The 20588-nt window shown below is 64.5% G+C and carries 22 protein-coding genes; 17 read left to right on the top strand and 5 right to left on the bottom strand.

Annotation, left to right across the window (positions count from 1 at the left end; genetic code table 11):
- Window positions 1-46: 46 nt before the first annotated feature.
- From E3O32_RS04670 to E3O32_RS04660, 3 genes are read left to right on the top strand one after another with little or no spacing between them, the layout of a single operon-like run.
- Window positions 47-439, top strand: coding sequence for a hypothetical protein (locus E3O32_RS04670; RefSeq protein ID WP_134507360.1), 393 nt, complete (start codon window positions 47-49; stop codon window positions 437-439).
- 13 nt (window positions 440-452) lie between these two features.
- The gene (locus E3O32_RS04665) at window positions 453-1136 is read left to right on the top strand and encodes a hypothetical protein (RefSeq protein ID WP_134507359.1); all 684 of its coding nucleotides are present in this window, start codon (window positions 453-455) and stop codon (window positions 1134-1136) included.
- Window positions 1105-1635, top strand: a complete 531-nt coding sequence (locus E3O32_RS04660; RefSeq protein WP_166790770.1) for an NAD-dependent epimerase/dehydratase family protein — start codon at window positions 1105-1107, stop codon at window positions 1633-1635. Before E3O32_RS04665 ends, E3O32_RS04660 begins: the two co-directional genes overlap by 32 nt.
- 192 nt (window positions 1636-1827) lie before the next feature.
- Here E3O32_RS04660 and E3O32_RS04655 read toward each other — a convergent pair whose 3' ends face one another.
- The gene (locus E3O32_RS04655; protein WP_198417526.1) at window positions 1828-2769 is read right to left on the bottom strand and encodes a zinc-dependent alcohol dehydrogenase family protein; all 942 of its coding nucleotides are present in this window, start codon (window positions 2767-2769) and stop codon (window positions 1828-1830) included.
- A gap of 220 nt (window positions 2770-2989) precedes the next feature.
- Between E3O32_RS04655 and E3O32_RS04650 the strand changes: the two genes are divergently transcribed.
- On the top strand, window positions 2990-3952 hold the full coding sequence (locus tag E3O32_RS04650; RefSeq protein WP_134507357.1) for a helix-turn-helix domain-containing protein: 963 nt from the start codon (window positions 2990-2992) through the stop codon (window positions 3950-3952).
- Window positions 3953-4141: 189 nt separating this feature from the next.
- Here E3O32_RS04650 and E3O32_RS04645 read toward each other — a convergent pair whose 3' ends face one another.
- On the bottom strand, window positions 4142-4585 hold the full coding sequence (locus tag E3O32_RS04645) for a MarR family winged helix-turn-helix transcriptional regulator (RefSeq protein ID WP_134507356.1): 444 nt from the start codon (window positions 4583-4585) through the stop codon (window positions 4142-4144).
- 81 nt (window positions 4586-4666) lie between these two features.
- Between E3O32_RS04645 and E3O32_RS04640 the strand changes: the two genes are divergently transcribed.
- The 8 genes from E3O32_RS04640 to E3O32_RS04605 all read left to right on the top strand — a co-directional run bounded on the left by E3O32_RS04640 (window position 4667) and on the right by E3O32_RS04605 (window position 12837).
- A complete protein-coding gene (locus E3O32_RS04640; RefSeq protein ID WP_134507355.1) occupies window positions 4667-5008 on the top strand; it encodes a rhodanese-like domain-containing protein in 342 nt (113 codons plus the stop codon).
- Window positions 5009-5405: 397 nt separating this feature from the next.
- On the top strand, window positions 5406-6038 hold the full coding sequence (locus tag E3O32_RS04635; RefSeq protein ID WP_134507354.1) for an HD domain-containing protein: 633 nt from the start codon (window positions 5406-5408) through the stop codon (window positions 6036-6038).
- Between the two features lie 444 nt (window positions 6039-6482).
- Window positions 6483-6854, top strand: coding sequence for a family 1 glycosylhydrolase (locus E3O32_RS04630; protein ID WP_134507353.1), 372 nt, complete (start codon window positions 6483-6485; stop codon window positions 6852-6854).
- A gap of 220 nt (window positions 6855-7074) precedes the next feature.
- Entirely contained in the window at window positions 7075-8196 is a 1122-nt protein-coding gene (locus E3O32_RS04625; RefSeq protein ID WP_134507352.1) for an extracellular solute-binding protein, read from the top strand.
- A gap of 82 nt (window positions 8197-8278) precedes the next feature.
- Window positions 8279-9157, top strand: coding sequence for a carbohydrate ABC transporter permease (locus E3O32_RS04620; RefSeq protein WP_134507351.1), 879 nt, complete (start codon window positions 8279-8281; stop codon window positions 9155-9157).
- The gene (locus E3O32_RS04615; protein ID WP_134507350.1) at window positions 9147-10043 is read left to right on the top strand and encodes a carbohydrate ABC transporter permease; all 897 of its coding nucleotides are present in this window, start codon (window positions 9147-9149) and stop codon (window positions 10041-10043) included. Before E3O32_RS04620 ends, E3O32_RS04615 begins: the two co-directional genes overlap by 11 nt.
- 17 nt (window positions 10044-10060) lie before the next feature.
- Window positions 10061-11599, top strand: a complete 1539-nt coding sequence (locus tag E3O32_RS04610) for a glycoside hydrolase family 5 protein (protein WP_198417525.1) — start codon at window positions 10061-10063, stop codon at window positions 11597-11599.
- An 11-nt stretch (window positions 11600-11610) separates the two neighbouring features.
- Window positions 11611-12837: an ROK family transcriptional regulator gene (locus tag E3O32_RS04605; protein WP_134507348.1), complete on the top strand. Its 1227-nt coding sequence runs from the start codon at window positions 11611-11613 to the stop codon at window positions 12835-12837.
- Window positions 12838-13002: 165 nt separating this feature from the next.
- Here the strand turns inward: E3O32_RS04605 and E3O32_RS04600 are convergent, their stop codons facing one another.
- The 3 genes from E3O32_RS04600 to E3O32_RS04590 are packed head-to-tail and all read right to left on the bottom strand — an operon-like array spanning window position 13003 to window position 15192.
- The gene (locus tag E3O32_RS04600; RefSeq protein ID WP_134507347.1) at window positions 13003-13650 is read right to left on the bottom strand and encodes an alpha/beta hydrolase; all 648 of its coding nucleotides are present in this window, start codon (window positions 13648-13650) and stop codon (window positions 13003-13005) included.
- Window positions 13647-14561, bottom strand: a complete 915-nt coding sequence (locus E3O32_RS04595) for a VOC family protein (RefSeq protein WP_198417524.1) — start codon at window positions 14559-14561, stop codon at window positions 13647-13649. The genes E3O32_RS04600 and E3O32_RS04595 overlap by 4 nt, the downstream gene beginning before the upstream one ends.
- A 52-nt stretch (window positions 14562-14613) precedes the next feature.
- Window positions 14614-15192, bottom strand: a complete 579-nt coding sequence (locus E3O32_RS04590) for an NADPH-dependent F420 reductase (protein ID WP_134507345.1) — start codon at window positions 15190-15192, stop codon at window positions 14614-14616.
- Between the two features lie 133 nt (window positions 15193-15325).
- Here E3O32_RS04590 and E3O32_RS04585 point away from each other — a divergent pair, with 133 nt between their 5' ends.
- The 5 genes from E3O32_RS04585 (at window position 15326) to E3O32_RS04565 (ending at window position 20415) form a co-directional block, all read left to right on the top strand.
- Window positions 15326-15808 carry a MarR family winged helix-turn-helix transcriptional regulator gene (locus E3O32_RS04585; protein ID WP_134507344.1) on the top strand — a complete coding sequence of 161 codons (483 nt, stop codon included), beginning with the start codon at window positions 15326-15328 and terminating at the stop codon, window positions 15806-15808.
- A gap of 172 nt (window positions 15809-15980) precedes the next feature.
- A complete protein-coding gene (locus E3O32_RS04580) occupies window positions 15981-16934 on the top strand; it encodes a MurR/RpiR family transcriptional regulator (protein WP_134507343.1) in 954 nt (317 codons plus the stop codon).
- 35 nt (window positions 16935-16969) lie between these two features.
- Complete coding sequence (gene murQ / locus E3O32_RS04575; RefSeq protein ID WP_134507342.1) at window positions 16970-17866, top strand: N-acetylmuramic acid 6-phosphate etherase; 897 nt, start codon at window positions 16970-16972, stop codon at window positions 17864-17866.
- Window positions 17867-18004: 138 nt separating this feature from the next.
- The gene (locus E3O32_RS04570; protein WP_241974568.1) at window positions 18005-19567 is read left to right on the top strand and encodes a PTS transporter subunit EIIC; all 1563 of its coding nucleotides are present in this window, start codon (window positions 18005-18007) and stop codon (window positions 19565-19567) included.
- 206 nt (window positions 19568-19773) lie between these two features.
- Complete coding sequence (locus E3O32_RS04565) at window positions 19774-20415, top strand: dihydrofolate reductase family protein (protein ID WP_134507341.1); 642 nt, start codon at window positions 19774-19776, stop codon at window positions 20413-20415.
- The last annotated feature ends 173 nt before the right edge of the window (window positions 20416-20588 follow it).

The raw sequence follows: 20588 nt of genomic DNA, 5'->3' as shown, positions 1-20588 counted from the left end.
CGCCGACATCCGGGCGCACGACCAGACACCACGGTGGCCTACGGCGATGTTCTCACCAGCAATCGGCTGGGGAGCGGTCGTTGGAGTAGTCACGGCCGCCGCTCCACTCGGATTGTGGTGGCTCACCCCATCAATGGTCTACGCGCTCGTTCTGGCAATCGTCGCCGCGGTCTACATCGGGTTCGCCGTCGCCGACGGCCGGGCACGGGTGCTCGCTCTGGAGGGCACGGTCGCGGTGCTATTCGTGGCGCTGGCTATTGCGGCGCTCACGGGTTCCGCCTGGCTGGTCGTGGCCGGTTTCGCGGGCCACGGCCTGAAGGACCTCTGGCAGCACCGCACCCGATTCGTCCGCAATGCCAGATGGTGGCCTCCGTTCTGCGCGACTGTCGACTTTGTTGCCGCCGGCATCCTGGCTGTTCACACAATTTTCACGATCTGAGGAAGACCAAACGATGCACATTTCGGATATATCGTTCTACCGCCTCCACAGGGCCGAGGAAGACCGTGTCACGCGCGCACTCGAGGTGCATCGTCTCGCCGCAGAACGGGTTACCGATCTCAGGGAACACCGCAGAAACGACGAAGGCCTCGGCGGTGGAAAGGCAGCAGAGAGCAAGGCGAGGTGGAAGTCGCTGTGGACGATGCCAGCCAGGGGCGAAATTGGAAAACTATGCAAGGAGACCTTCATAGGTCAAACACCGTTCAAAGTTCACCCGCCCGCAAGCCCTGCCGGAAAGGCCGCCGCTGCCCTATTCCTTGTCGTGGTGGCCTTCCAGGTGGCGCTAGCTGCAGGCGCGCCATGGGGTGAAGCCTCCTTTGGCGGCTCCAACCCGGGGGTCCTTCCTGCATCTCTCCGCACGAATAGCGCTATCGCAGTGGTTGTGTATGTGTTGCTCGCCGCCGTCGCTGGCACCCGGTGGACCGGAGCAACGCTCCGTCGACGTCTGCTGTACGGTGCGGCCGCTTTGATGGTGATTGGAACGGTAGTGAACGTCGCCTCACCCTCATTCCTGGAGCGCATCGTCTGGGCGCCCGTGACAATCGCGCTTGTAATCGCCCTGTGGCGTTCTGCTCGGCACGCCTCGCTCTCGAATGTGTCACGAAATGAAGGCGGCATTGCACACCGTGCCGTCTGAATCCACAATCGCACGCGGCGACGGTACCCGAAACGCACTGGTCTTCGGCGCGACAGGGTTCTTTGGGCGGTGGCTGGTGAAGGAGCTTCTCGACCAGGGCATCTCGACCACAGCCGCGGTTCGCAACCTCGCCCGATTTGGTGCCGTTGCCGAGTGGCTGCGCGACCACAACGTCGCCACGACGGCCTTGAGTGTTGTCGAAGTCGACCTGGTAGTCGACGGAATCGAGTTGAGGCCGGGACGCCTGAACCACATCCGCGAAATCTTTAACGTTGCCGGAGCCCACGCGTGCGGAATGACGCCGGCAGCGGCGCGCGCGGCGAATGTCCTCGCGTCGCGTGGTGGAGTCGCGGCGACGCTTCCGCACCTTGGCCGTTTGGTGCACCTGTCCGGCTATCGGGTCGGCGGGCAGGACCGGCATCGATTCCCTGGTTGGAGGCCAAACGCAAGTACCAGTAAACCCGCCTCGGCGCCTATGAGGTATCCAGGTGGAGAATGACGCGGTCGTCCAGGCCTATGCGGACCAAGCTCAGCGTTCCTTGGACGATCGCTAACCCGGCAACCGTCATAGGCGACTTGGTGAACGGTGAATCAGAGCAAATGCTGGGGCTCGCGACCACCATTCGTGACCTGGAACTGTCGTGGGATCTGGTCCGCGCGCCGATTCGTCAGGGATAACTCGGATGAACTACTAGAGGTTCGAGGCTGTGATCGTGATCACAACCTTTCCGAAGTGTTTGCCCTCTGCCAGATGCTGAAGTGCCTCGCGGATCCGCTGAACGGGGTACGTCGAGTCGAGGACAGGAACGATCCCGTGTTTATCGATGATCTGAACCATCTCCTCGAACATCTCCCGCGATCCGGTTTCGATTCCGTGAATGGTCACATGTCTCGTCACGAAGTCGTAGGTGTTGATCTGCGCGGCCAGGCCGGCGATGAGCCCCACGAAGCTAATCGTCCCGCCAATCTTCACGGCCTTAAGCGATCGATTGAGGTTTTCCCCGCCGATCGTTTCGATCACATGATTGACGCCTTCCCCGCCAGTGAGACTCATCACTTCCGCGGCGACGTCGGGGGTGGATTTGTAGTTGATCGAGTGGGCGGCGCCGGATTTGCGCGCTCTATCCAGCTTCTCGTCACTGCTGGAGGTGATGATCGGAATCCCGCCGAGCGCCAGGACAAACTGCAGCGCGAACAGGGCCACGCCGCCAGTGCCGTGGATCAGTACCGTTTCACCCCGCTGGACGCGACTTCGCCGTGCCACGGCATGCCATGCCGTCAGGGCGGCAATCGGGAGAGTTGCGGCGTGCTCGTCGTCGAGGCTGTGCGGCGTTCTCGCGGCGTTGTCCTGTGACACGACCACGTACTCGGCCAACATGCCGCCATTGATGGGTCCGCCGATCGGATTCACATACGTCTCGCGCGTAAGCTGACCCGATCGCCACTCCGGCAGGAACATGGCCGAAACGCGATCCCCGAGATCGAACCGGTCAACACCCTCTCCGACGCCAACGACTGTGCCGACGGCATCTGAAAGCGGAACCACGCGACTCGTCGGCTTCCAGTTGCCGACACCATTGATCACCATGAGGTCGCGATAATTCAGCGAGAGGGCGGCGATCTTGACCAACACCTCGCCTCGGCCGGGTTGGGGCACCGGAACCCGGACCGTTGACATATTCTCTATGCCGCTGCCGGTCGTGGTCCACGCCGTCATGACGCCCGGTGCACTGTGAGAAGGGGATGAGATATTGCTCGAGAGAAGGGACATAAGACCTATCGTCCTGTTGCCACCTGGCACATGCCAGTGGCATAAACGCGTCTTATAGACAAGATACGGCCATACTGGTCGAGTGCTCAAGAAGATCGCCGTCATCCTTCAACCACCCGTCGCTCTGTTTGAATTCGGCGTGCTCACAGAAGTGTTCGGCGTTGATCGGTCGGCCGACGGAGTGCCGAAGTTCGAGTACGTAGTGTGTGCCGAGAATCCGAACGAGCCTCTGGCAGCGGGACCAGGCTCGTTCGTCGTGGCAACCAAGACGTTGGACGCGGCAGCAGACGCTGATCTGGTCGCCGTCCCCTCGTCCTCGCTCACCGCCACGCCGAGCGAAGCGGTGATGAGCGCGCTACGGGATGCTGACCGACGTGGTGCGTACGTGATGTCTCTTTGCTCGGGCGCCTTCGCCCTGGCAGCGGCTGGGCTCCTGGACGACCGCACGGTGGCCACGCATTGGAGCTATGCGGATCGGCTGGCGCGCGACTACCCGGCCGTGCGAGTTGACAGCGACATCCTCTATGCGCAGGATGGGACGATCGTCAGCAGCGCGGGCACGGCCGCGGGGATCGACGCCTGCCTGCACATTGTGCGCACAGAACTTGGCTCGGCCGTGGCGAACCGCATTGCAAGACGCATGGTCGTTTCGCCCCACCGGGACGGGGGTCAGAAGCAGTTCATCGAGAGACCGGTGGCTGGTCGCTCAGAACAGAGCCTGCAGCCCACTCTTGATTGGATCACCGAAAACATCGCACACACCATCACGGTCGCGGCCATGGCACGCGTCGCTGGTGTTGCGGAACGGACGCTCACACGTCGCTTCATGGCCGAAGTCGGCTGTGCGCCACATACGTGGCTCACCCAGCAACGAGTCGCACGCGCGCGAGAGCTGCTGGACGACACGCGCCTTTCGGTTGAGGACGTCGCGGCAGAATCAGGGTTCGGTGCGGCCCCCTTGCTGAGACATCACTTCACGCGACTGGTCGGCATCACCCCAACGGAATACCGCAGACGGTTCGTTGATCGTCGGGACGCCAAATAGCTAAATTGCTTGAGTTTGTGTGGTCGTCGGCTCGCCGTCAAACGGCGCCGACACCCGCTCTGCTTTGAGGAGGACACGTGGAGAGGCGCTCCGATGAACCCTGCGTCGAGGGCGACATCCGGTCGTTGTGAGCTCTTCAATGAATCGTTCAGTGAACGCAAAAATCCTTGGGCACTATTTGCCTTGATGTCACCCTGCGGGCTTTCGGATCTTGTTGAGGACGCGCCCCAAGAGTGCCAGATCCTCGTCTGTGAGGTTGGACGCGAACTGGCCTTCGATCGCGCGTACATAGACGGGGGCGGTTGCACGGAACTCGGCGAGTCCCGCATTCGTGATGGCTGCGTACGCTGAGCGCCGGTCGTCTGGATGCTCCTCCTTGGTGATCAGGCCCCGGCTCGCCAGCTCATCGACGAGACGGCTGACCCTGGATCGGCTAAGGACCACCCGTTCCGCAAGGTCGGTCATCCGCAGCCGACCGGCAGGTTCCGCCGCTAGCTCGAGCAGCACGTCGTACCACGACAGCGGCAGGCCGGTCTGCCTTTGGACTTCCTTGTCCAGCGCGGGGACGAGGGAGGCGTGGACTTGGAGCAGTGCGCCCCAAGCATCGGCGGCGAGCTTCTTGCGAGAGGGCATGCCTTAAACATAGCGGAGTTGCGTGCGCACGCACACATTGGTATTGTTGTGTGCGCACGCACATAAACAAGAAAGGGCATCATGACCAAACTCATTACCCGCGACGACCTCAAGGCGGCCATCGACTCTCGGACCGTCACCGTGATCGACGCGCTGGGAGGCATGTACTACGAGCAGCAGCACCTTCCGGGGGCGCTGCCACTTGTGGGAGAGGATGTCGCGCTCCAGGCTTCGAGCTTGCTTCCGGACAAGGACGCCGCGATCATCACCTATTGTTCGAATGTTTCCTGCCCGAACAGCCAGAACGTCGCGAACATGCTCACTGCTGCTGGATACTCCAATATTCGCAAGTACAGCGAGGGTATTCAGGATTGGGTAGAGGCCGGCTTGCCGATCGAGTCTGGCGCGTACATCCGTCCCTGACCGATCCGGTCGGGGCCGCCGCTGGGCTCCATGACCCGGGCGCCTGCTGGTAAGACGACTACAGGTCGCCTGTATGCGACCGCGCGCGCCCGGGTTGGGCTTCCGACCCTAACCCCTGGTTTTCTCGAAAACCAGGGGTTTCGATTGCCCAACCGATGGTGCGCTCGTGACTGACCTTGTTCGACGCCTTCGATTTTGCCCAGGCAATTTGGCGTCGGATTGGCCGTCCAGGCGCTCGAGGCCAAGCGCGCGTCACTGAGTCGGCTCGTGCAGCGGTCATTTGCGCGTGCTGGCCCCTTCGGCTGGTGAGCACACGCCTTCAAAGAATGGCAGTATCTCGTCCAGAGCTGTCATTTCTGCCATTCCTATGCCAAGCCCCAATCCTTAGCGTGGGGCCATGAGACTTTCAATCGACCTGCCCGCCACCCCCCTTGCTCGCGCGGCGCTCGCTGCAGCACAGACTTCAGAGAGTATCTCGGTATCCAATCACAGCATCCGCAGTTTCCTGTTTGCGGAACTCCTCGCCGGCCATGAGGGCGCACTCAACGATGCGGCGTATGACCGGGATCTACTCTTTGCCGCCTGCGTCATGCACGACCTGGGTACCGGCGCCAAGGCACCCGGCAAGCAGCGGTTCGAGGTGGAAGGCGCGGATCTTGCAGCCGAAATCTTGACCGAGCATGGAGTGGCGGCGGGGGACGTTGACCGGGTGTGGGAAGCGATTGCCTTGCACAGTTCGCCGGGCATCGCCGAGCGTCGAGGGCTCCTCGCCTACCTGACAACGGAGGGGATCGGGATCGACTTTGGCCACAAGGCCGACATCGTCATGTCACAGGAGCGGCTCATTCACTCACGCTACCCGCGGCTGGACATGGTCAAGTCGCTCACGAATTCAATCGTCGCTCACGCCGCCCTTTCGACCGCCGCCGCGCCTCGCTATTCACTGCCGGGGGAGCTTGCCCGCGAAAGAAGAGAACGGGGTGTCAGCAACATGGAAATTGCAGCGTCTTCCTCTGTGTGGGGAAGCTGACCTCTGCACAGAACACCCGTGGCGAACCTGCGGCGTGAAGTGCGTTCTTGCTTCGGCCCCGGGGTCGACATCCTGGACATCACCGACCGCTACAACCTCTTCCGTGGGGGAGCGCCCGGTTTCCATCCTGTGGGTCTGGTCGCAGGAAACATCAATCTTCTTGAGGCACGGCGAATTCTGCGTGACTGCTCGTTGAAGGTCATGACCAGGAACAGTTTCGTGATTTCGTCCAGTCGTACTTTGGTCGACGCGGTGGTCCGTCGAGTGGGTAGCCTTCGTCGAACGCGTGGCCTGGCAACGGTATTGACCGTGCGGGGATGCCCGACACTATGGATTTGAAGCGAGTGCCGAAATGATTCCAATTTCCTTGACACGCTTCCGACAATAGTTATTATAAAAGATGTAATAAGTCCCGCCCTAGCCTGACCTGAGAGCCGATCACAGATGACCGACGTTTCCTTGGACCTTGCTGCGTTTCCAGCCGAATTCCGTTGGGGAGTGGCGACCGCCGCCTTCGAGATCGAAGGGGCGGCGCAAGAGGGTGGTGACGTGAACGACGCGGACCGCCTCTCCTTCCTGGCCGGCTACCTTTCGGCCGCCGCACGAGCCCTCCGGGAGGGGGTGAATCTCCAGGGCTGCTACGCGCGGTCCTTCCTCGACAACTTCGAATGGGCCGAGGGTTACAGCAAGCGCCTCGGGCTCGTCTACGTCGACTACCGAAATCAAGAGCGAATCCCGAAGGCGAGTGCCCGCTGGTACGCGGACCAAATCGCGCGCCACCGCATCTGCGCCGAGGCGAAAGCAGTCACGGCTTGACCCAGTTCCGTCCGAAAGGGCGGGAAACCTGCAGACGCAGGCTCCCGCCGAAAATCCCCTTCAACCCGCATCAAGAAAAGGAAACTCAGTGAAGAGAATACTTGCCAGATCGCTGGCGCCGGTCGCTATCGTGGGCCTGGCACTCAGCCTCGCTGCGTGCTCGGCGACCGCCAGCGGCGACACCGCAGCAGACGCCAAAGGACCCCTCACCGTTTGGGTGATGGGTGATTCTGGCGCCAACTTCGAGAAGCTCGTAGCACCGTACGTCAAGAAATCCGGCCAGAAGGTAGACGTCGTCGCCATCCCCTGGGATAGCATCGACGCGAAGCTCACCACCGCGGTGGCCTCGGGTTCCGGGCCGGACGTCCTGGAAATCGGGCTCTCCAAGCTCCGCACGTTCGCCGATGCCGGCGCACTCCTTCCGCTCGACGACCTGCTGGGCGACCACCCCGCTCTCGACCCCAAGAACTTCCCGTCGGGTATCAGCGGCGAGGCGACATCCGTCAGTGGTCAGATCGTGAGCGTGCCGTGGGTGAGCGACACCCGCGTGCTGTTCACCCGAACCGACATCCTCGCCGCCAACGGCATCACTGCGCCCCCGGCAACCTGGGACGACCTGCGGGCGGATGCGAAGACCCTCCACGGCCGCGGCGACGGCCAATACGGCTACTACATCCCGCAGTGGGATGCCCCCCTCCCGATCGAAATGACCTGGAGCCTCGGCGGCGACGTCATCGACGAAAACGGTAACGTCGCCTTCGACACCCCCGCATTCAAGAAGGCGGTCGACCTCTACACCGGCCTATACGCCGACGGCAGCGTGCCCACGAACGCCGACTTCGACCAGACGCAGGGGTTCATCTCCGGTGTCGCGCCGATGCTCGTCAGTGGTCCGTACCTCGGCAAAGCGATCGCAGACGGCGCCCCCGAGCTCAAGGGCCAATGGAAGGCCAGCCCGCTGCCTTCCGGTACCTCGTCGACGTCCCTGTTCGCCGGATCGAACCTCGGCGTGTGGGCGAAATCCGACAAGCCCAATGCATCGCTCGCCCTGCTCGACTTCCTCTCACAGTCGCAAACCCAGCTCGACTGGTACTCCGCGACGGGCTCGCTGCCCACGGTGACCAGCGCGCTGAGCGACAAGACGCTCAACAGCGACCCCAACGTCGCGGTCTACACCAAGCAGCTGGAGACGGCGAAGGTGCTGCCTCTTGTCTCGAACTGGGACGGTGCCGTCGGTACCGAACTGCTCAAGGCGTTGAACGCGATCGCGCTCACTGGCGCCGACCGTGACACGTCGCTGGCGACCTTCTACTCGAAGATCGAGGGTCTCAGCACGGAGTAGCACAAGGTGGAGGGTTGCCGGTGCCCCCGACAGCCCTCCACACCACCTCGAGCCTCTCCAGCACCTCTCGAAAGGAGTGATCGTGCGCACTCGATTGTCCCCGTACCTCTTCGTTTCCCCGGCGATGCTCCTACTCATCGCATTTGGAGTCTTCCCCATCTTCGTCGCGCTCGGCGTGAGCGTGACGAACATGAACATCTCGGCCTTCGCTGACATCCGCAACGTCAAGTTCGTCGGCGTCGACAACTACGTCAAACTCTTCGACGACGTCGATTTCTGGCAGGCTCTCGGCAATACCGGCCTCTTTGCCGCACTCGGCGTGCCGGCGATCGTACTGCTGTCACTGGCGGTCGCATTGCTTCTGAACCGCAGCGACTCCTGGTTCTTCCGGACGCTGCGGTCCTTCTACTTCATCCCCGCGATCACGGCCATCGTTGCGATTTCGCTGATCTGGGGATACCTCTACAACACACAATTCGGATTCCTGAACTACGTCCTGTCGCTGGTCGGCATCGAGCAGGTCCAATGGCTGTCAGACCCGGTCCTCGCCAAGTTCTCCGTCGCCCTCGTCGCCGTCTGGCGCGGCACCGGCCTCAACATCATCATCTTCCTGGCGGCGCTCCAGGGTGTGCCGAAGGAATACCTCGAGGCGGCATCGATCGACGGGGCCGGCGAAGTGCGCAAAACGTTCTCGATCGTCATTCCGCTGCTTCGTTTCGCCATCTTCTTCGTCACGGTCACCACGATCATCGCTTGGGGCCAGTTCTTCGACGAACCCTTCGTGCTGACCCGCGGCGGCCCGCTCGGTGCGACCACGAGCGTCTCGATCTTCCTCTACCAGCAAGGCTTCCAGCTGAACCGGTTCGGCTATGCGAGCGCCGGCTCCATCGTGCTATTTGCGATCATCGCCGTCATCACCCTGGTTCAACTCCGCGCGAGAAAGGCCGACGATGACTACTAGCCTCACCCGACCGCAACTGAAACGACCGGCCCCCGTTGTCGATTCCACCCGTTCGGACCGTTCCGCGGCCCGCCGGATCCGATCCACGACCATCGTCCTCGGCGTCATACTCGGCGTCGGCGCGCTTGTCACGACCTTCCCGTTTCTCTGGATGCTCACCGCGTCGATCAAGCCGCAACGGGAGTCGACGGATTTTCCTCCGTCTATCCTCCCGAAGGAGCCGACGTTCGAGTACTACCGCGTCCTTTTCACTGAGCTGGACTTCGGCCGCTACCTCGTCAACACCTTGGCCGTCGTCGGCATCGGGATGGTCGGACTGCTCGTGATGGCGATGGCCGGTTACGCCTTCGCGAAGTTCGAGTTCCGCGGCAAACGTGGGCTGTTCTTCCTCGTGCTCGCGACCATGATGGTGCCGATCCAAGTCACGATGATCCCGACCTACCTCATCCTCAACCAGATGAAACTGACGAACACCCTCCTCGGCATCGCCCTTCCGACGCTCGTCAGCGGCTTCAGCATCTTCCTCTTCAGGCAGTTCATGACGACGATCCCCACCGAGATGCTGGAGGCTGCGCGTCTGGACGGGGCGAGCGAGTGGCGCACGTTCTGGCAGATCGTCCTGCCGCTTTCGAAGCCGATCCTCGCCGTGCAGGTCGTCCTCACGTTCATCGCCGGGTGGAACAGCTTCCTCTGGCCACTCATCATCGCGAGCGACCAGAATCTCTATACGCTCTCCGTCGGCCTGTCCCTGCTCAACAAGCAGCTGGCGGTGAACCCGTCGCTGCAGATGGCCGGGGCATCCGTCATGGTGATCCCGATCCTCGTCGTGTTCATCATTTTCCAGCGTTTTGTCATTCAGGGCTTCGCCCTGTCCGGATTGAAATAACCATGGAGTCCCTTCTCATGTCACACAGCCCAGCTTTCCGGCCGCGTCCGGCGTCGTTCGTCGGCTTCGTCCAGGCCCGCAATGCACGACTGGTCGACGGTTCCGGGCGCGAGCTACTGCTTCGCGGTGTGGGGCTCGGCAACTGGATGTTGCCGGAGGGCTACATGTGGAAATTCGGCCCCGGCGCGGAATCCCCGCGGGAGATCGAAGCGCTGACCTCCCGGCTGCTGGGGGAAGCGGGCGCCCGCAGGTTCTGGCAGTCGTTCTACGACGGCTTCATAACCGAGGCCGACATCTCGCGGATCGCCGCGAGCGGGTTCGACCACGTCCGCCTGCCCATCAACTCGCGGCTGATCCAGGCACCGGATGGCACGCCGATCGAATCCGGATACGCCATGATCGACCGGCTCATCGGCTGGTGCCGCACGCACCGGCTCTGGGTGCTGCTCGACCTGCATGGGGCGCCCGGTGGCCAGACCGGCACCAACATCGACGACTCGCCCCGGAACAAGCCGGAGCTATTCATGGAGGAGTCATACCGTGCCCTCACCCTGCGGCTGTGGCGTGACCTCGCAAGGCGCTACGCCGACGAGACTGTCGTGCTCGGCTACGACCTTCTCAACGAGCCCCTGCCGAACGAATGGCAGAACATTTATGCCGCTGAGCTGGTCGACCTTTACAAAGACCTGACCTCGGTGATTCGAGAAGAGGATGCCCGGCACCTCATCGTTTACGAAGGCTCGCACTGGGCCACGAACTGGAGCATTTTCACCGAGGTCTGGGACGAGAACTCCCTTCTCCAGTTCCACAAGTATTGGTCGTCACCTGACACCGAGAGCATCGAGAAGTTCCTGGAAACCCGTGACCGTCTCGGGCTGCCCATCTACATGGGCGAGGGAGGCGAGAACACGCTCGAGTGGTTGTACACCGCGTTCCGGCTCTACGAGTCGTACGATATCGGGTGGAACTTCTGGCCGTGGAAGAAGATCGACACCCGAACGTCGCCCGCCTCCATCGCAGCTCCGCACGGATGGGACCAGATCGTCGCGGCTGGGGCCGACTCGACCCTCGAGGTTCCCGAGGCCAGCCGGATCTTTGACGATCTTCTGCGGAATGCGCAGATCGACAACTGTGTCTGGCAGCCCGGGCTGGTGGCGGCGCTCTTGGGGGAGCGACCGCGTGTCATTCCTGCCTGGGGGTTCGGCGCACGCGGCGCGGGAGAATCGTACTCAGCCGCCGGAGTGAGCCTCATCCCCGGCATTCGCTCGGCGGACGGGGTTGCACTGTCCTGGGCGAATCCCGGAACCGGAAACCCCGACAATCCCTTCCAGCAGACGGACGGACGCCCGTACGCACTCCACGAAGAACTCGTCATCACCCTTCAGGCCGGCGACTGGCTGGAATTCGAAGCCGTGGACGTTGACCCGGCATCCGTGCGGGTCGTGGGAGCCGAGGCAGCGACCCGCGTCGAGTCCAGCCCACGGGGAATCCGCGTCGTTGCCACGGGCAATGCCGCGCTGTCCAGTCTCGTGATGGGGGGTGCAGGAACTTGGTAGGTTCTGGAAGTATGACCAAGCGTTCAGCCGCAGCAGCCTCGACCGCGCCAGCAACGGTGAGCGACGTTCGCCAGCGCAACCGCGCTCGGGCCCTCCGACGCATCATCCTCTCTGGCTCAACGACCCGGGCGGAACTCGCGCGGGAGTCGGGTCTCTCCGTGGCGTCGGTGACGAATCTTGTTTCCGAGCTCCTCGCTGAAGGCCTCGTCATGGAAGGCGGCACCATTGCGTCCAGTGGCGGCCGGCCCACAACGCTCATCGAGCCGAATCCGTCGGGGGCATATCTGCTCGGGGCGGATGTCGGCGAGCGCGGCGTCGCCGTCGAACTCTTCGACCTGTCGATGAAGCGTGTCGACCGGGAGTTCCGCGGTGGGCACACCGGCGAGCCGATCTCCGCCATCGCCAGAGACCTCGACGAGGCCGTGGCCGCACTCCTCGAACGGAACCCGGCGGCCTGGGATCGCATGGTGGGCATAGGGCTCGGGCTCCCGGGAATCGTGGAGACCGACGATTCCGGGCAGCAGGTGCTCTACGCCCAGAGCCTCGGCTGGCCGGCCATTCCCGTCACCGAACTCGTGTCGCATGACCTCCCCATCTTCGCCGAGAACGGTGCGAAGACTCAGGCCATGGCGGAGCTCTGGGACGGCGCAGCCCGTGGTGCGAGCGAAGCGCTCGTCGTGCTGATGGGCCGAGGCGTCGGCCTGGCCGTCGTCACGAACGGCCAGCTCGCACACGGACGCTACAGCAGCGCCGGCGAATGGGGCCACGTCAAGATCGAGCGTGGCGGTCGCCTGTGCCGGTGCGGCGGTCACGGCTGCGTTGAAGCGTACCTCGGCGCGGATGCCATCCTGTCCGACTGGCGTGACGCGGGGGGCACGTTCGAGGGAAGCGGATGGAACGCGCTCGGCGAATTGCTCGAGGCGAACTCGAGCGGTGACCCCGAGGCATCCGCGGTTGTCACCGAGCTCATTGCGACGCTCGGCTCGGCCCTGGGGGGACTTGTGAACCTCACCAACCCGGAGCGCGTCGTCATCGGTGGCTGGGTGGGCCTGCGGCTGATGGACACCCTGGCGCCCCGCATCGAGGCCGCCATCCGTCGGGAGGCGCTGGAGCGTCCCGGGAACCAGTTCACGCTGTTTGCCAGCAAATTCGGGGGCGATACGGTCGCCCTGGGGGCGGCGATGCTGCCCCTGAACGAGATCGTCAACGAGCCGCGACGGGCCAGCGCCGTGTCCTAAGCCTTTCGCACCGACGACGGGATCACCTGAGACCAGCGGTACCGCCGTCTGCCTGGCGAAAGGGACAGAATCGTGAATCGGCGGGGAGTCGGGTTGCGCCAGCGCTCCGGGTGAGCTCGTCGAAGGTGAAGATGCCGATCTCGAACAGCCCGGACGTGGCGTTCATCATGCTCTGACGGCGCCGACGCCAACGTGGGTGGTGAGGAAGTCGCGCACGTCGTTGATCTCGGCCGTGTTGATGCCGTGAGCCAAGCCCGGGTAGACCCGCGCCACGAGGGAGGTGTGATGCGGGAGGAAGCCGCTGGTGCGCACGATCGCTGGTTCGGCGATGACGCGGTCGTCGGCGCCGCGCCCCCAGAACATCGGCGGGCGGCTCACGGCGAGCGTCGGGTCACCTGGCTGGGCAGCGCCCTGCACGAAACCGCCGAGCACGACCGGGGCGAGCACCCGCTCGGGGCGCGTGCGCAGGAGCTGGCTGGCCATCAGGCCTCCTTGAGAAAAACCGATGGGAACCACGCGGATGCCCGGACCCACCTCCGCATCAACCCACGCCCAGATCGCATCCGTTGCTTCGGCGACCGGCCCCGGGTCCGGACTGCCGGGGGTCGTGATGGTGAACCACGCGGCCCCGCCATTCCCCAGTTCAATCGGGGCGCGCAGAGCGGCCCATGGCATCGTCAGTGCCAGAGCCGGGGCGAGGCCGGTCAGGTCTCGTTCGTTCGATCCGAAACCATGCAGGAAGATGGCGATGGCGGAGGTGGTGCCGGCCGTCGCCCAGCCTGGCGACCGCACATCACGCAACAGGGTGTTCATCGGGTGAGGAGCTCCTCGGTAGAGAGGTCGGGCAGGGCGACGGTGACGTGCGTGCCCCACGGGTCGGTGACGGTCACGGAACGGCCGTCGTTGCCGAACGGAATCGATCGGGCCCGTAGCCTCGCCATGAGGGACTCCAAGTCTGCCGCGCCAGGGACGGTCACCGCGACGTCGCCGAGACCCAGGGTCGCCGCGCGCGGCCCAGCGCCACGGCTGTTCCACACGTTCATGGCGATGTGGTGGTGGTAGCCGCCCGCGGCTACGAACAGTGCGCCGGTGTAGCGGGTCTGCGTCGCGTCGAAGCCGAGCGCGTCGACATAGAAGGCGCGGGCGGTGTGCAGATCGCCCACCTGCAGGTGGACATGTCCGACCGTTCCTGCCAGCGACGCCACCTCGTCCGGAGTCTCCTGGACGAGATGGCGCTGCAGGTAGGCCTTGGGGTCGAGGTATCGGGTGTCCATCTGGATCTCGGTGCCCTGGCGAACCCACAGGTCACGGTCCCGGTCGGTATAGAGTTCAACGCCGTTGCCCTCGGGATCGGTGAAGTAGAACGCCTCGCTCACGAGGTGGTCGCTCGACCCGACGAAGCGGCTGCGGGAGTCCTGCGCGGCACGGTAGACGGTCGCCGCGAGACTGGCAGGGCTCTCGAAAAGGAACGCGGTATGGAACAAGCCCGCCTGACGCGGGTCACCCCCGGGCATGTCCGGGGTGTGGATCAGCCGCACGAGCGGTGTCAGACCCCGGCCGAGAACCCGGTGCACCTCTCGGCCCGTGCTGCGCTCCTCGAGGGGTTCCATCGCGAACGCTCGCGAATAGTAGTCCGACAGGCCCTCAAGGTCGCCGACCCGCAGGGTCACCGCGCCCATCGAGGTCTCGGTGTTGATAGACCGTTCGTCAGTTGACACGCTCATCATGGTGCTCCTCTTCGGCGGTGGGGCCAGGATTCCGGCCCCACCAATGTGGTCAGCGGACGACGGCGAGGCCCGCGGTCCAGGCGATCTTCTCGCGGGCCGCGAGGGCAAGCTGCAGGAAACCCAGCGCCTCGAGCTCGTGGGCGCGGGAGAGCGATCCGGCGTCCAGGGCGGAAACGCCGCCAGCCTCGACCGCGGCGATGAGCGCAGCCTTCGCGTCCAGGTCGTCACCGGCAACGAGCACCGTCGTGGTCAGCCCTCCGATCGTTTTGCTCGCGAGGGTCGCTGCGAAGTTGGTGTTGAAGGCCTTCAGGACTTTGCTGCCCGGCAGTTGCGCCTGGAGCTGCGCGGCGGCTGAGCTTCCGGCCTGCACCACGAGTGAGTCGAAGGTTGCGAAATCGAGCGGGTTCGTGATGTCGACGACGGTCTTGCCCGCGAGCTGCTCACTGTAGGCGGCAAGGATGCCGTCGAGGGCGGAGTAAGGGACGGCCAGGATGACGACGTCGCCGGTCAGTGGCGCAGTTCCGACCTCCTCATGGGTGACATGAGTGACGCCGCTGCCGCCGGCGGCGAGGACGCCCCCGATCGCACTACCCATGTTGCCGGTTCCGATGATCGTGAAGCTCGTCATGTTCGTGTCCTGTCTATCGAGGCGTACCGCGGACTGCGGATTACTTGTAGATGCAACTATACATCAATTGCTTGTAGGTGCAACTATTACCCACCGATTCATTGCATGTACAACTATCGGTAGGATGTTCCTCATGACCGAGACGAGATGGCTGTCCGCCGACGAGCGCACGACCTGGGTGCGCTTCACCGCTGTGCTTGAACTCCTCCCCGCGGCCCTGGACCTTCAGCTCGTGACCGACGAGGACCTGACTCACTTCGAGTACTTCACCCTGGCGATGCTCTCCGAGGCACCCGGCCGCATCCTTCGCACGAGCGCACTCGCGGCTCGCACCAACGCAAGCCTTCCTCGCTTGTCACGCGTGATCTCCCGCCTCGAGAGCGCCGGGTTCGTCGCACGCTCGCTGTGCCCGGAGGATCGCCGCGCGACGAACGTCACGCTCACCGAAGCCGGTTGGGCGAAGGTCGTGGCCGCCGCCCCCGGGCACGTCGGGGCGGTCCGCGGGTTCGTCCTCGACGCGCTGACCGCCGAACAGGTCGCGCAGCTCTCAGCGATCTCGGCGGCGATGCTCAAGCGACTGGACCCCGACGGCCGGATGCTCGCCAGCGAGGCGTGACACTCCGCCCGCGAGTCGCTCAGCGGTGATCCGCAGGCGGACCCGGAAGGTACGGCGCCGAATACGTCACACACTCCTCGGTTGATCTTGACATCAACTTCTCAAAAGAGTGTAATTTTGTTACATGACCGGGATGATCCCGGGAATGCAACCTGCGAGGAGGGCGGCGCTGATGGCACCCAAGAAGGACGACAGGCGCGATCCTGATCGTGGCGTCGCGACAGAGGCTGGGCGTGAACTGGTCGGACCGGCCACTCCGGTTCCGTCGGATGTGGTCACGAGGCTCCTCGCGATGTTGCCTGGCCTGACCCCCGCGGAAGGCCGGATCGGGAGGGTGTTGCTGTCGGATACCATGGCGGCGGCTGCCCTGACGGTCAGCGAACTGGCCGAGCAGGCGTCGACGAGCACCGCGAGCGTTGTCCGCACCGCGCGCCGGCTCGGCTTTGAGGGCTACCCGCAGCTCAGGCTCGCGCTGGCCGCCCACAGCGGCGCCAACCACGACGATGGTGTCGCCCTGGGAGCCGACATCGCCGACAGTGACCGGATCGGCGTGGTGTTGACCAAACTGGCGGCATTCGAGTCCGAGCAGCTCCGGGCGACCGCCGAACTGGTCGATCTCGTCGCGCTGGAGAAGGTGATCGACCTGATTCGGGCGGCCCGCCGAATCGACGTCTACGGAATCGGTGCGTCCGGTCTGGTCGCGGAGGATCTGACGGCGAAGCTGAACCGGGTCGGACTGGTCGCACGGGCGCATACCGAGCACGACGCCGCGATGGTCAGTGCTTCGCTGCTTGGCCCTGATGACCTGGCCATTGGCGTGTCCCACTCGGGCGAGAACCCGGGCACGGTCGCGCCGTTGCGATCGGCCCGGTCGACCGGTGCCGGCACGGTGGCCATCACCGGCGCCGTCCGCTCTCGATTGGCCGGGCATGCCGAACACGTCCTGGTCACCGCGGGCCGAGAATTCGGCTTCCGATCCGCCGCGATGGCCAGCCGCACCGGGCAGCTCCTGCTCGTCGACGCCATCTTCGTCGGGGTCGCCCAGGTGCTCCCCGGAGCCCGCGCCGCGCTCGAACGCACCTACGCCGCCGTCACCTCTCATCCGGGGCGAAACAAACAACCATGAACAACTGCATCGACATCAGGAATAGGGACAACGCCATGGCACTCGCCAGTTTGGGCACTGAGACCGCGAACGACCGCACCACGGACCTGGACACGATGTCCGTCGCCGACCTCCTCACCGTGATGAATCAGGAGGACCGCACGGTCCCGGTGGCCGTGGCGGCGGCACTGCCGGCGATCGAGAACGCCGTAGATGCGATTGTGCGCGCGCGCCGCCGCGGCGGACGGCTGATCTACCTGGGTGCCGGCACCAGTGGTCGCCTCGGTGTGCTGGACGCGGTCGAGTGCCCACCGACCTTCGGCACCGACCCCGGGGAAGTGCTCGGCCTCATCGCCGGCGGCGAGCGGGCATTCCTCCGAGCGGTCGAAGGCGCCGAAGACGATCCCGATCTAGCGGTGACCGACCTGCGGGCTGTCGGACTCACCGACGTCGACGTGGTCGTCGGCATCGCCGCCAGCGGCCGAACTCCGTATGTGATCGGCGGTCTGGACCATGCCCGGAGCGTCGGGGCGGCCACCGTCTCGATCGCCTGCAATCTCGGCGCAGAGATCAGCGGACACGCCGATGTCGCCATCGAGGTCGACACTGGACCCGAGGTTCTGACCGGCTCCACCCGGCTGAAGGCAGGGTCGGCGCAGAAGCTGGTGTGCAACATGCTCTCCACAGCCAGCATGATCCGCACCGGCAAGGTATTCCACAATTTGATGGTGGATGTCCAACCCACCAACGCGAAACTGGTGGACCGGGCACGCCGCATCGTCAGTGACGCCACCGGGGTGGACCCTGACACTGCCGCCACCGCAATCGATCAGGCCGGCGGACATGCCAAGACCGCCGTTGTGATGCTGCTCACCGACACTGATTTCGCCACGGCCACCGCGCGCCTCGCCCGAGCGCAGGGCGACGTCCGCGCCGCCATCACGTCGCCCTGAGCGAACCGGCACCGGCCATAGGTGTCCTGCCGTGTGGCGCGCGCTTCCATTTCGATCGCCCACACCTGACGCCGCCGCCGCGCTTACTGGATGAAAATAATTGACTCTTGACTCTCGAGTTCATGAAAGCAATTTTCATTGCTAGAGATTGTTTTTGTTGATCGTGTTCTCCATCCCCATTGGAGCTCCGCGCAACCCCGTACTTTGCTCGAAAGGACATCAGTCATGGCCGACTCAAGAGTCATCGCAGACCAGTTGCTCATCGGTCTGGGCGGCGCCGACAACATCGTCGACGTCGAGAACTGTATGACCCGATTGCGTGTCAGCGTCCGCGACCAGAATCACGTCGACGTCGCCGCGTTGCGCGCAATCGACGGCGTGCTCGCCGCGCTTCCCGGCGACAATTTCCAGATCGTGCTGGGCCCGGGCCTGGTCGACCGGGTCGCCGTCGACGTGCAGTCGATCCTGAACGTCACCAGGCAGGCTGGGGTGAGTGCCTCTTCGGCCGCTCAGCTGGCAGACAAGGGTGCCGTCATCCGCCAGCAGGCCAAGCAGCGCAACAACACCCCGGTCAAGAACGGCCTGCGACGCATCTCCAACATCTTCGTCCCGCTGATCCCCGCGCTGATCGCCTGTGGTCTGATTGCCGGCATCAACGGCATCCTGACCAACCTGGCCACCAACGGCTCGGTCCCGTGGCTGGCCACACTGTCTCCGATCTTCAGCGTAATGTCCAGCGGGTTCTTTGCCCTGCTCGCCGTGTTCGTTGCGATGAACGCGGCGAAGGAGTTCGGCGGCACGCCCATCATCGGGGGCGTCATCGGGGGAATCATCGTGGCCCCCGGAGTCGCGAACATCGTCGTCTGGGGTCAGCAGCTGGCCCCCGGCCAGGGAGGGGTTCTCGGCGCAATGGCCGCCGCAATCCTGGGCGCGTACGTCGAGCGGTGGGCCCGTAGATGGGCCCCCGACGTGCTCGCCTTGTTCATCGTGCCCACGCTGACCGTTCTGATCGCCGGCCTCGCCGCCCTGTTCCTCCTGATGCCGGCCGCCGGCTGGGTGTCAATCCAGATCGGTATCGGCGCCACCTGGCTGTTGACCACTGCGGGAGTCTTCGCGGGCTTCGTCCTCGGCGGGCTGTTCCTGCCGTTGGTGATGACCGGCCTGCACCAGACGCTCACCCCCATCCACACCACCCTGATCGAACAGGTCGGTTACACCACCCTGCTGCCGGTCCTGGCCATGGGCGGCGCCGGACAGATCGGTGCCGCGATCGCCGTGTTCTTCAAGCTTCGCCGCAACACCAGCATCGGACGAACCATCAAGAGTGCGCTGCCCGCAGGATTCCTCGGAGTCGGGGAGCCACTCATCTACGGTGTCACGCTTCCGCTGGGCCGTCCCTTCATCACTGCCTGCGTTCGGCGGCGCGTTCGGCGGCGCGGTGATCGGCCTGTTCGACCAGCTCGGCTACACCGTCGGCGCGATCGCCATCGGCGCCAGCGACGTATCGCTGTTCCCACTGCTCCAGGGCAGCCACGGCTGGGGCGCCGCCGCACTCGGCTACGCCTCCGGCCTGATCGTCGCATATGCCGCGGGATTCCTTGCCACCTGGTTCTTCGGGTTCTCTCGCGACCAGGTCGTGCTCCTGAACACCGACGACACCATCGACGCAGGCTTGGTCCCCGCCGGCGAGGCCCCGGCTGAGACGGACGACCCCGCCGACCAGATCCCCACCCTGGCCGGTTCCCGCTCCCGCTCCTGAGGCACGCGCCCCCGTCGCTGATCACCGCGTGCCCCTGCGACGGGCGATCTCGCCGGCGACCGGGGCGGTCACCCGTCCGGCGATAGTTGACACGGCGCGGGAGCCGTGAAAATTTGGACCTTATACATTCACGGACCAAGGAGTACCCATGGCCGTTCGCGCCGACCTCAATCTCTCCCTCGACGGCGTTGCCGCGACAACCGACCAGACGCCGGAGAACATGTTCGGCGAGGACTGGGGTCGCCTGGTCGCCCCCTACACGGCCACACGGACTTTTCGGGAACGGGTCATGCACGAGGAGAACGGCGCCGGGACGACCGGGATCGATGATCGCTACGCGCAGGCCTACTTCGAGGGAGTCGGCGCCGAGATCATGGGCGCCGGGATGTTCGGACTCCACGCCTTCCCGGACGATCCCGACTGGCGTGGGTGGTGGGGAGAGGAACCGCCGTTCGGCTTTCCCGTCCTCGTCCTCACGCACGCTCCGCGCCCTCCGATCGAGTTCCCGAACGGCACCCGGTTCGAATTCCGCACCATGTCCCCGGACGAGGCGCTCGCCGAGGCACGGCACCTGGCCGGTGACGGCGACATTCGGATCGGCGGGGGAGCGAGCGTGGTGCGCGACTTCCTCCGGGCCGGCCTGGTCGACCGTCTGCATGTCGCGATCACGCCCATCGTCCTCGGCCGAGGTCACCATCTCTGGGACGATCTGCATTGGCTGGAAGACGGGTACGACGTGTCATCCGAGGTGGCGGAGAGCGGCGTCATCCACGTCACTTTCCGGCGCTGATGCGGACCGGGGAATCCGATCTGGCTCACCCGAGTGTCGGGCAGAGAAATCTCCGCTGATACGTTGACGGCATGAACGATTCTTCACTCCGCTACGAGATCGGTGCCGCAGGCGCTCGCCTACGTGGGCGAAGGGCGGGCGCTCGGCAAGGTTGTCGTCACCCCGCAGGGGTC

This window comes from Cryobacterium mannosilyticum, assembly GCF_004402705.1.
In the GTDB taxonomy this organism is placed as follows: Bacteria; Actinomycetota; Actinomycetes; order Actinomycetales; family Microbacteriaceae; genus Cryobacterium; species Cryobacterium mannosilyticum.
The sequence above is the reverse complement of the archived record's forward strand: the minus strand, read 5'-3'. Positions and strand labels throughout refer to the sequence as shown.

What these genes read in the sequence shown, in the direction of transcription:
- E3O32_RS04615 (WP_134507350.1), top strand. Translation starts at nt 9,147, where the DNA reads ATGACTACTAGCCTCACCCGACCGCAACTGAAACGACCGGCCCCCGTT.
- E3O32_RS04645 (WP_134507356.1), bottom strand. Translation starts at nt 4,585, where the DNA reads ATGCCCTCTCGCAAGAAGCTCGCCGCCGATGCTTGGGGCGCACTGCTC.
- E3O32_RS04660 (WP_166790770.1), top strand. Translation starts at nt 1,105, where the DNA reads ATGAAGGCGGCATTGCACACCGTGCCGTCTGAATCCACAATCGCACGC.
- E3O32_RS04610 (WP_198417525.1), top strand. Translation starts at nt 10,061, where the DNA reads ATGTCACACAGCCCAGCTTTCCGGCCGCGTCCGGCGTCGTTCGTCGGC.
- E3O32_RS04605 (WP_134507348.1), top strand. Translation starts at nt 11,611, where the DNA reads ATGACCAAGCGTTCAGCCGCAGCAGCCTCGACCGCGCCAGCAACGGTG.
- E3O32_RS04625 (WP_134507352.1), top strand. Translation starts at nt 7,075, where the DNA reads ATGGGTGATTCTGGCGCCAACTTCGAGAAGCTCGTAGCACCGTACGTC.
- E3O32_RS04595 (WP_198417524.1), bottom strand. Translation starts at nt 14,561, where the DNA reads ATGAGCGTGTCAACTGACGAACGGTCTATCAACACCGAGACCTCGATG.
- E3O32_RS04565 (WP_134507341.1), top strand. Translation starts at nt 19,774, where the DNA reads ATGGCCGTTCGCGCCGACCTCAATCTCTCCCTCGACGGCGTTGCCGCG.
- murQ (WP_134507342.1), top strand. Translation starts at nt 16,970, where the DNA reads ATGGCACTCGCCAGTTTGGGCACTGAGACCGCGAACGACCGCACCACG.
- E3O32_RS04670 (WP_134507360.1), top strand. Translation starts at nt 47, where the DNA reads ATGTTCTCACCAGCAATCGGCTGGGGAGCGGTCGTTGGAGTAGTCACG.
- E3O32_RS04640 (WP_134507355.1), top strand. Translation starts at nt 4,667, where the DNA reads ATGACCAAACTCATTACCCGCGACGACCTCAAGGCGGCCATCGACTCT.
- E3O32_RS04600 (WP_134507347.1), bottom strand. Translation starts at nt 13,650, where the DNA reads ATGAACACCCTGTTGCGTGATGTGCGGTCGCCAGGCTGGGCGACGGCC.
- E3O32_RS04580 (WP_134507343.1), top strand. Translation starts at nt 15,981, where the DNA reads ATGGCACCCAAGAAGGACGACAGGCGCGATCCTGATCGTGGCGTCGCG.
- E3O32_RS04590 (WP_134507345.1), bottom strand. Translation starts at nt 15,192, where the DNA reads ATGACGAGCTTCACGATCATCGGAACCGGCAACATGGGTAGTGCGATC.
- E3O32_RS04635 (WP_134507354.1), top strand. Translation starts at nt 5,406, where the DNA reads ATGAGACTTTCAATCGACCTGCCCGCCACCCCCCTTGCTCGCGCGGCG.
- E3O32_RS04630 (WP_134507353.1), top strand. Translation starts at nt 6,483, where the DNA reads ATGACCGACGTTTCCTTGGACCTTGCTGCGTTTCCAGCCGAATTCCGT.
- E3O32_RS04585 (WP_134507344.1), top strand. Translation starts at nt 15,326, where the DNA reads ATGACCGAGACGAGATGGCTGTCCGCCGACGAGCGCACGACCTGGGTG.
- E3O32_RS04665 (WP_134507359.1), top strand. Translation starts at nt 453, where the DNA reads ATGCACATTTCGGATATATCGTTCTACCGCCTCCACAGGGCCGAGGAA.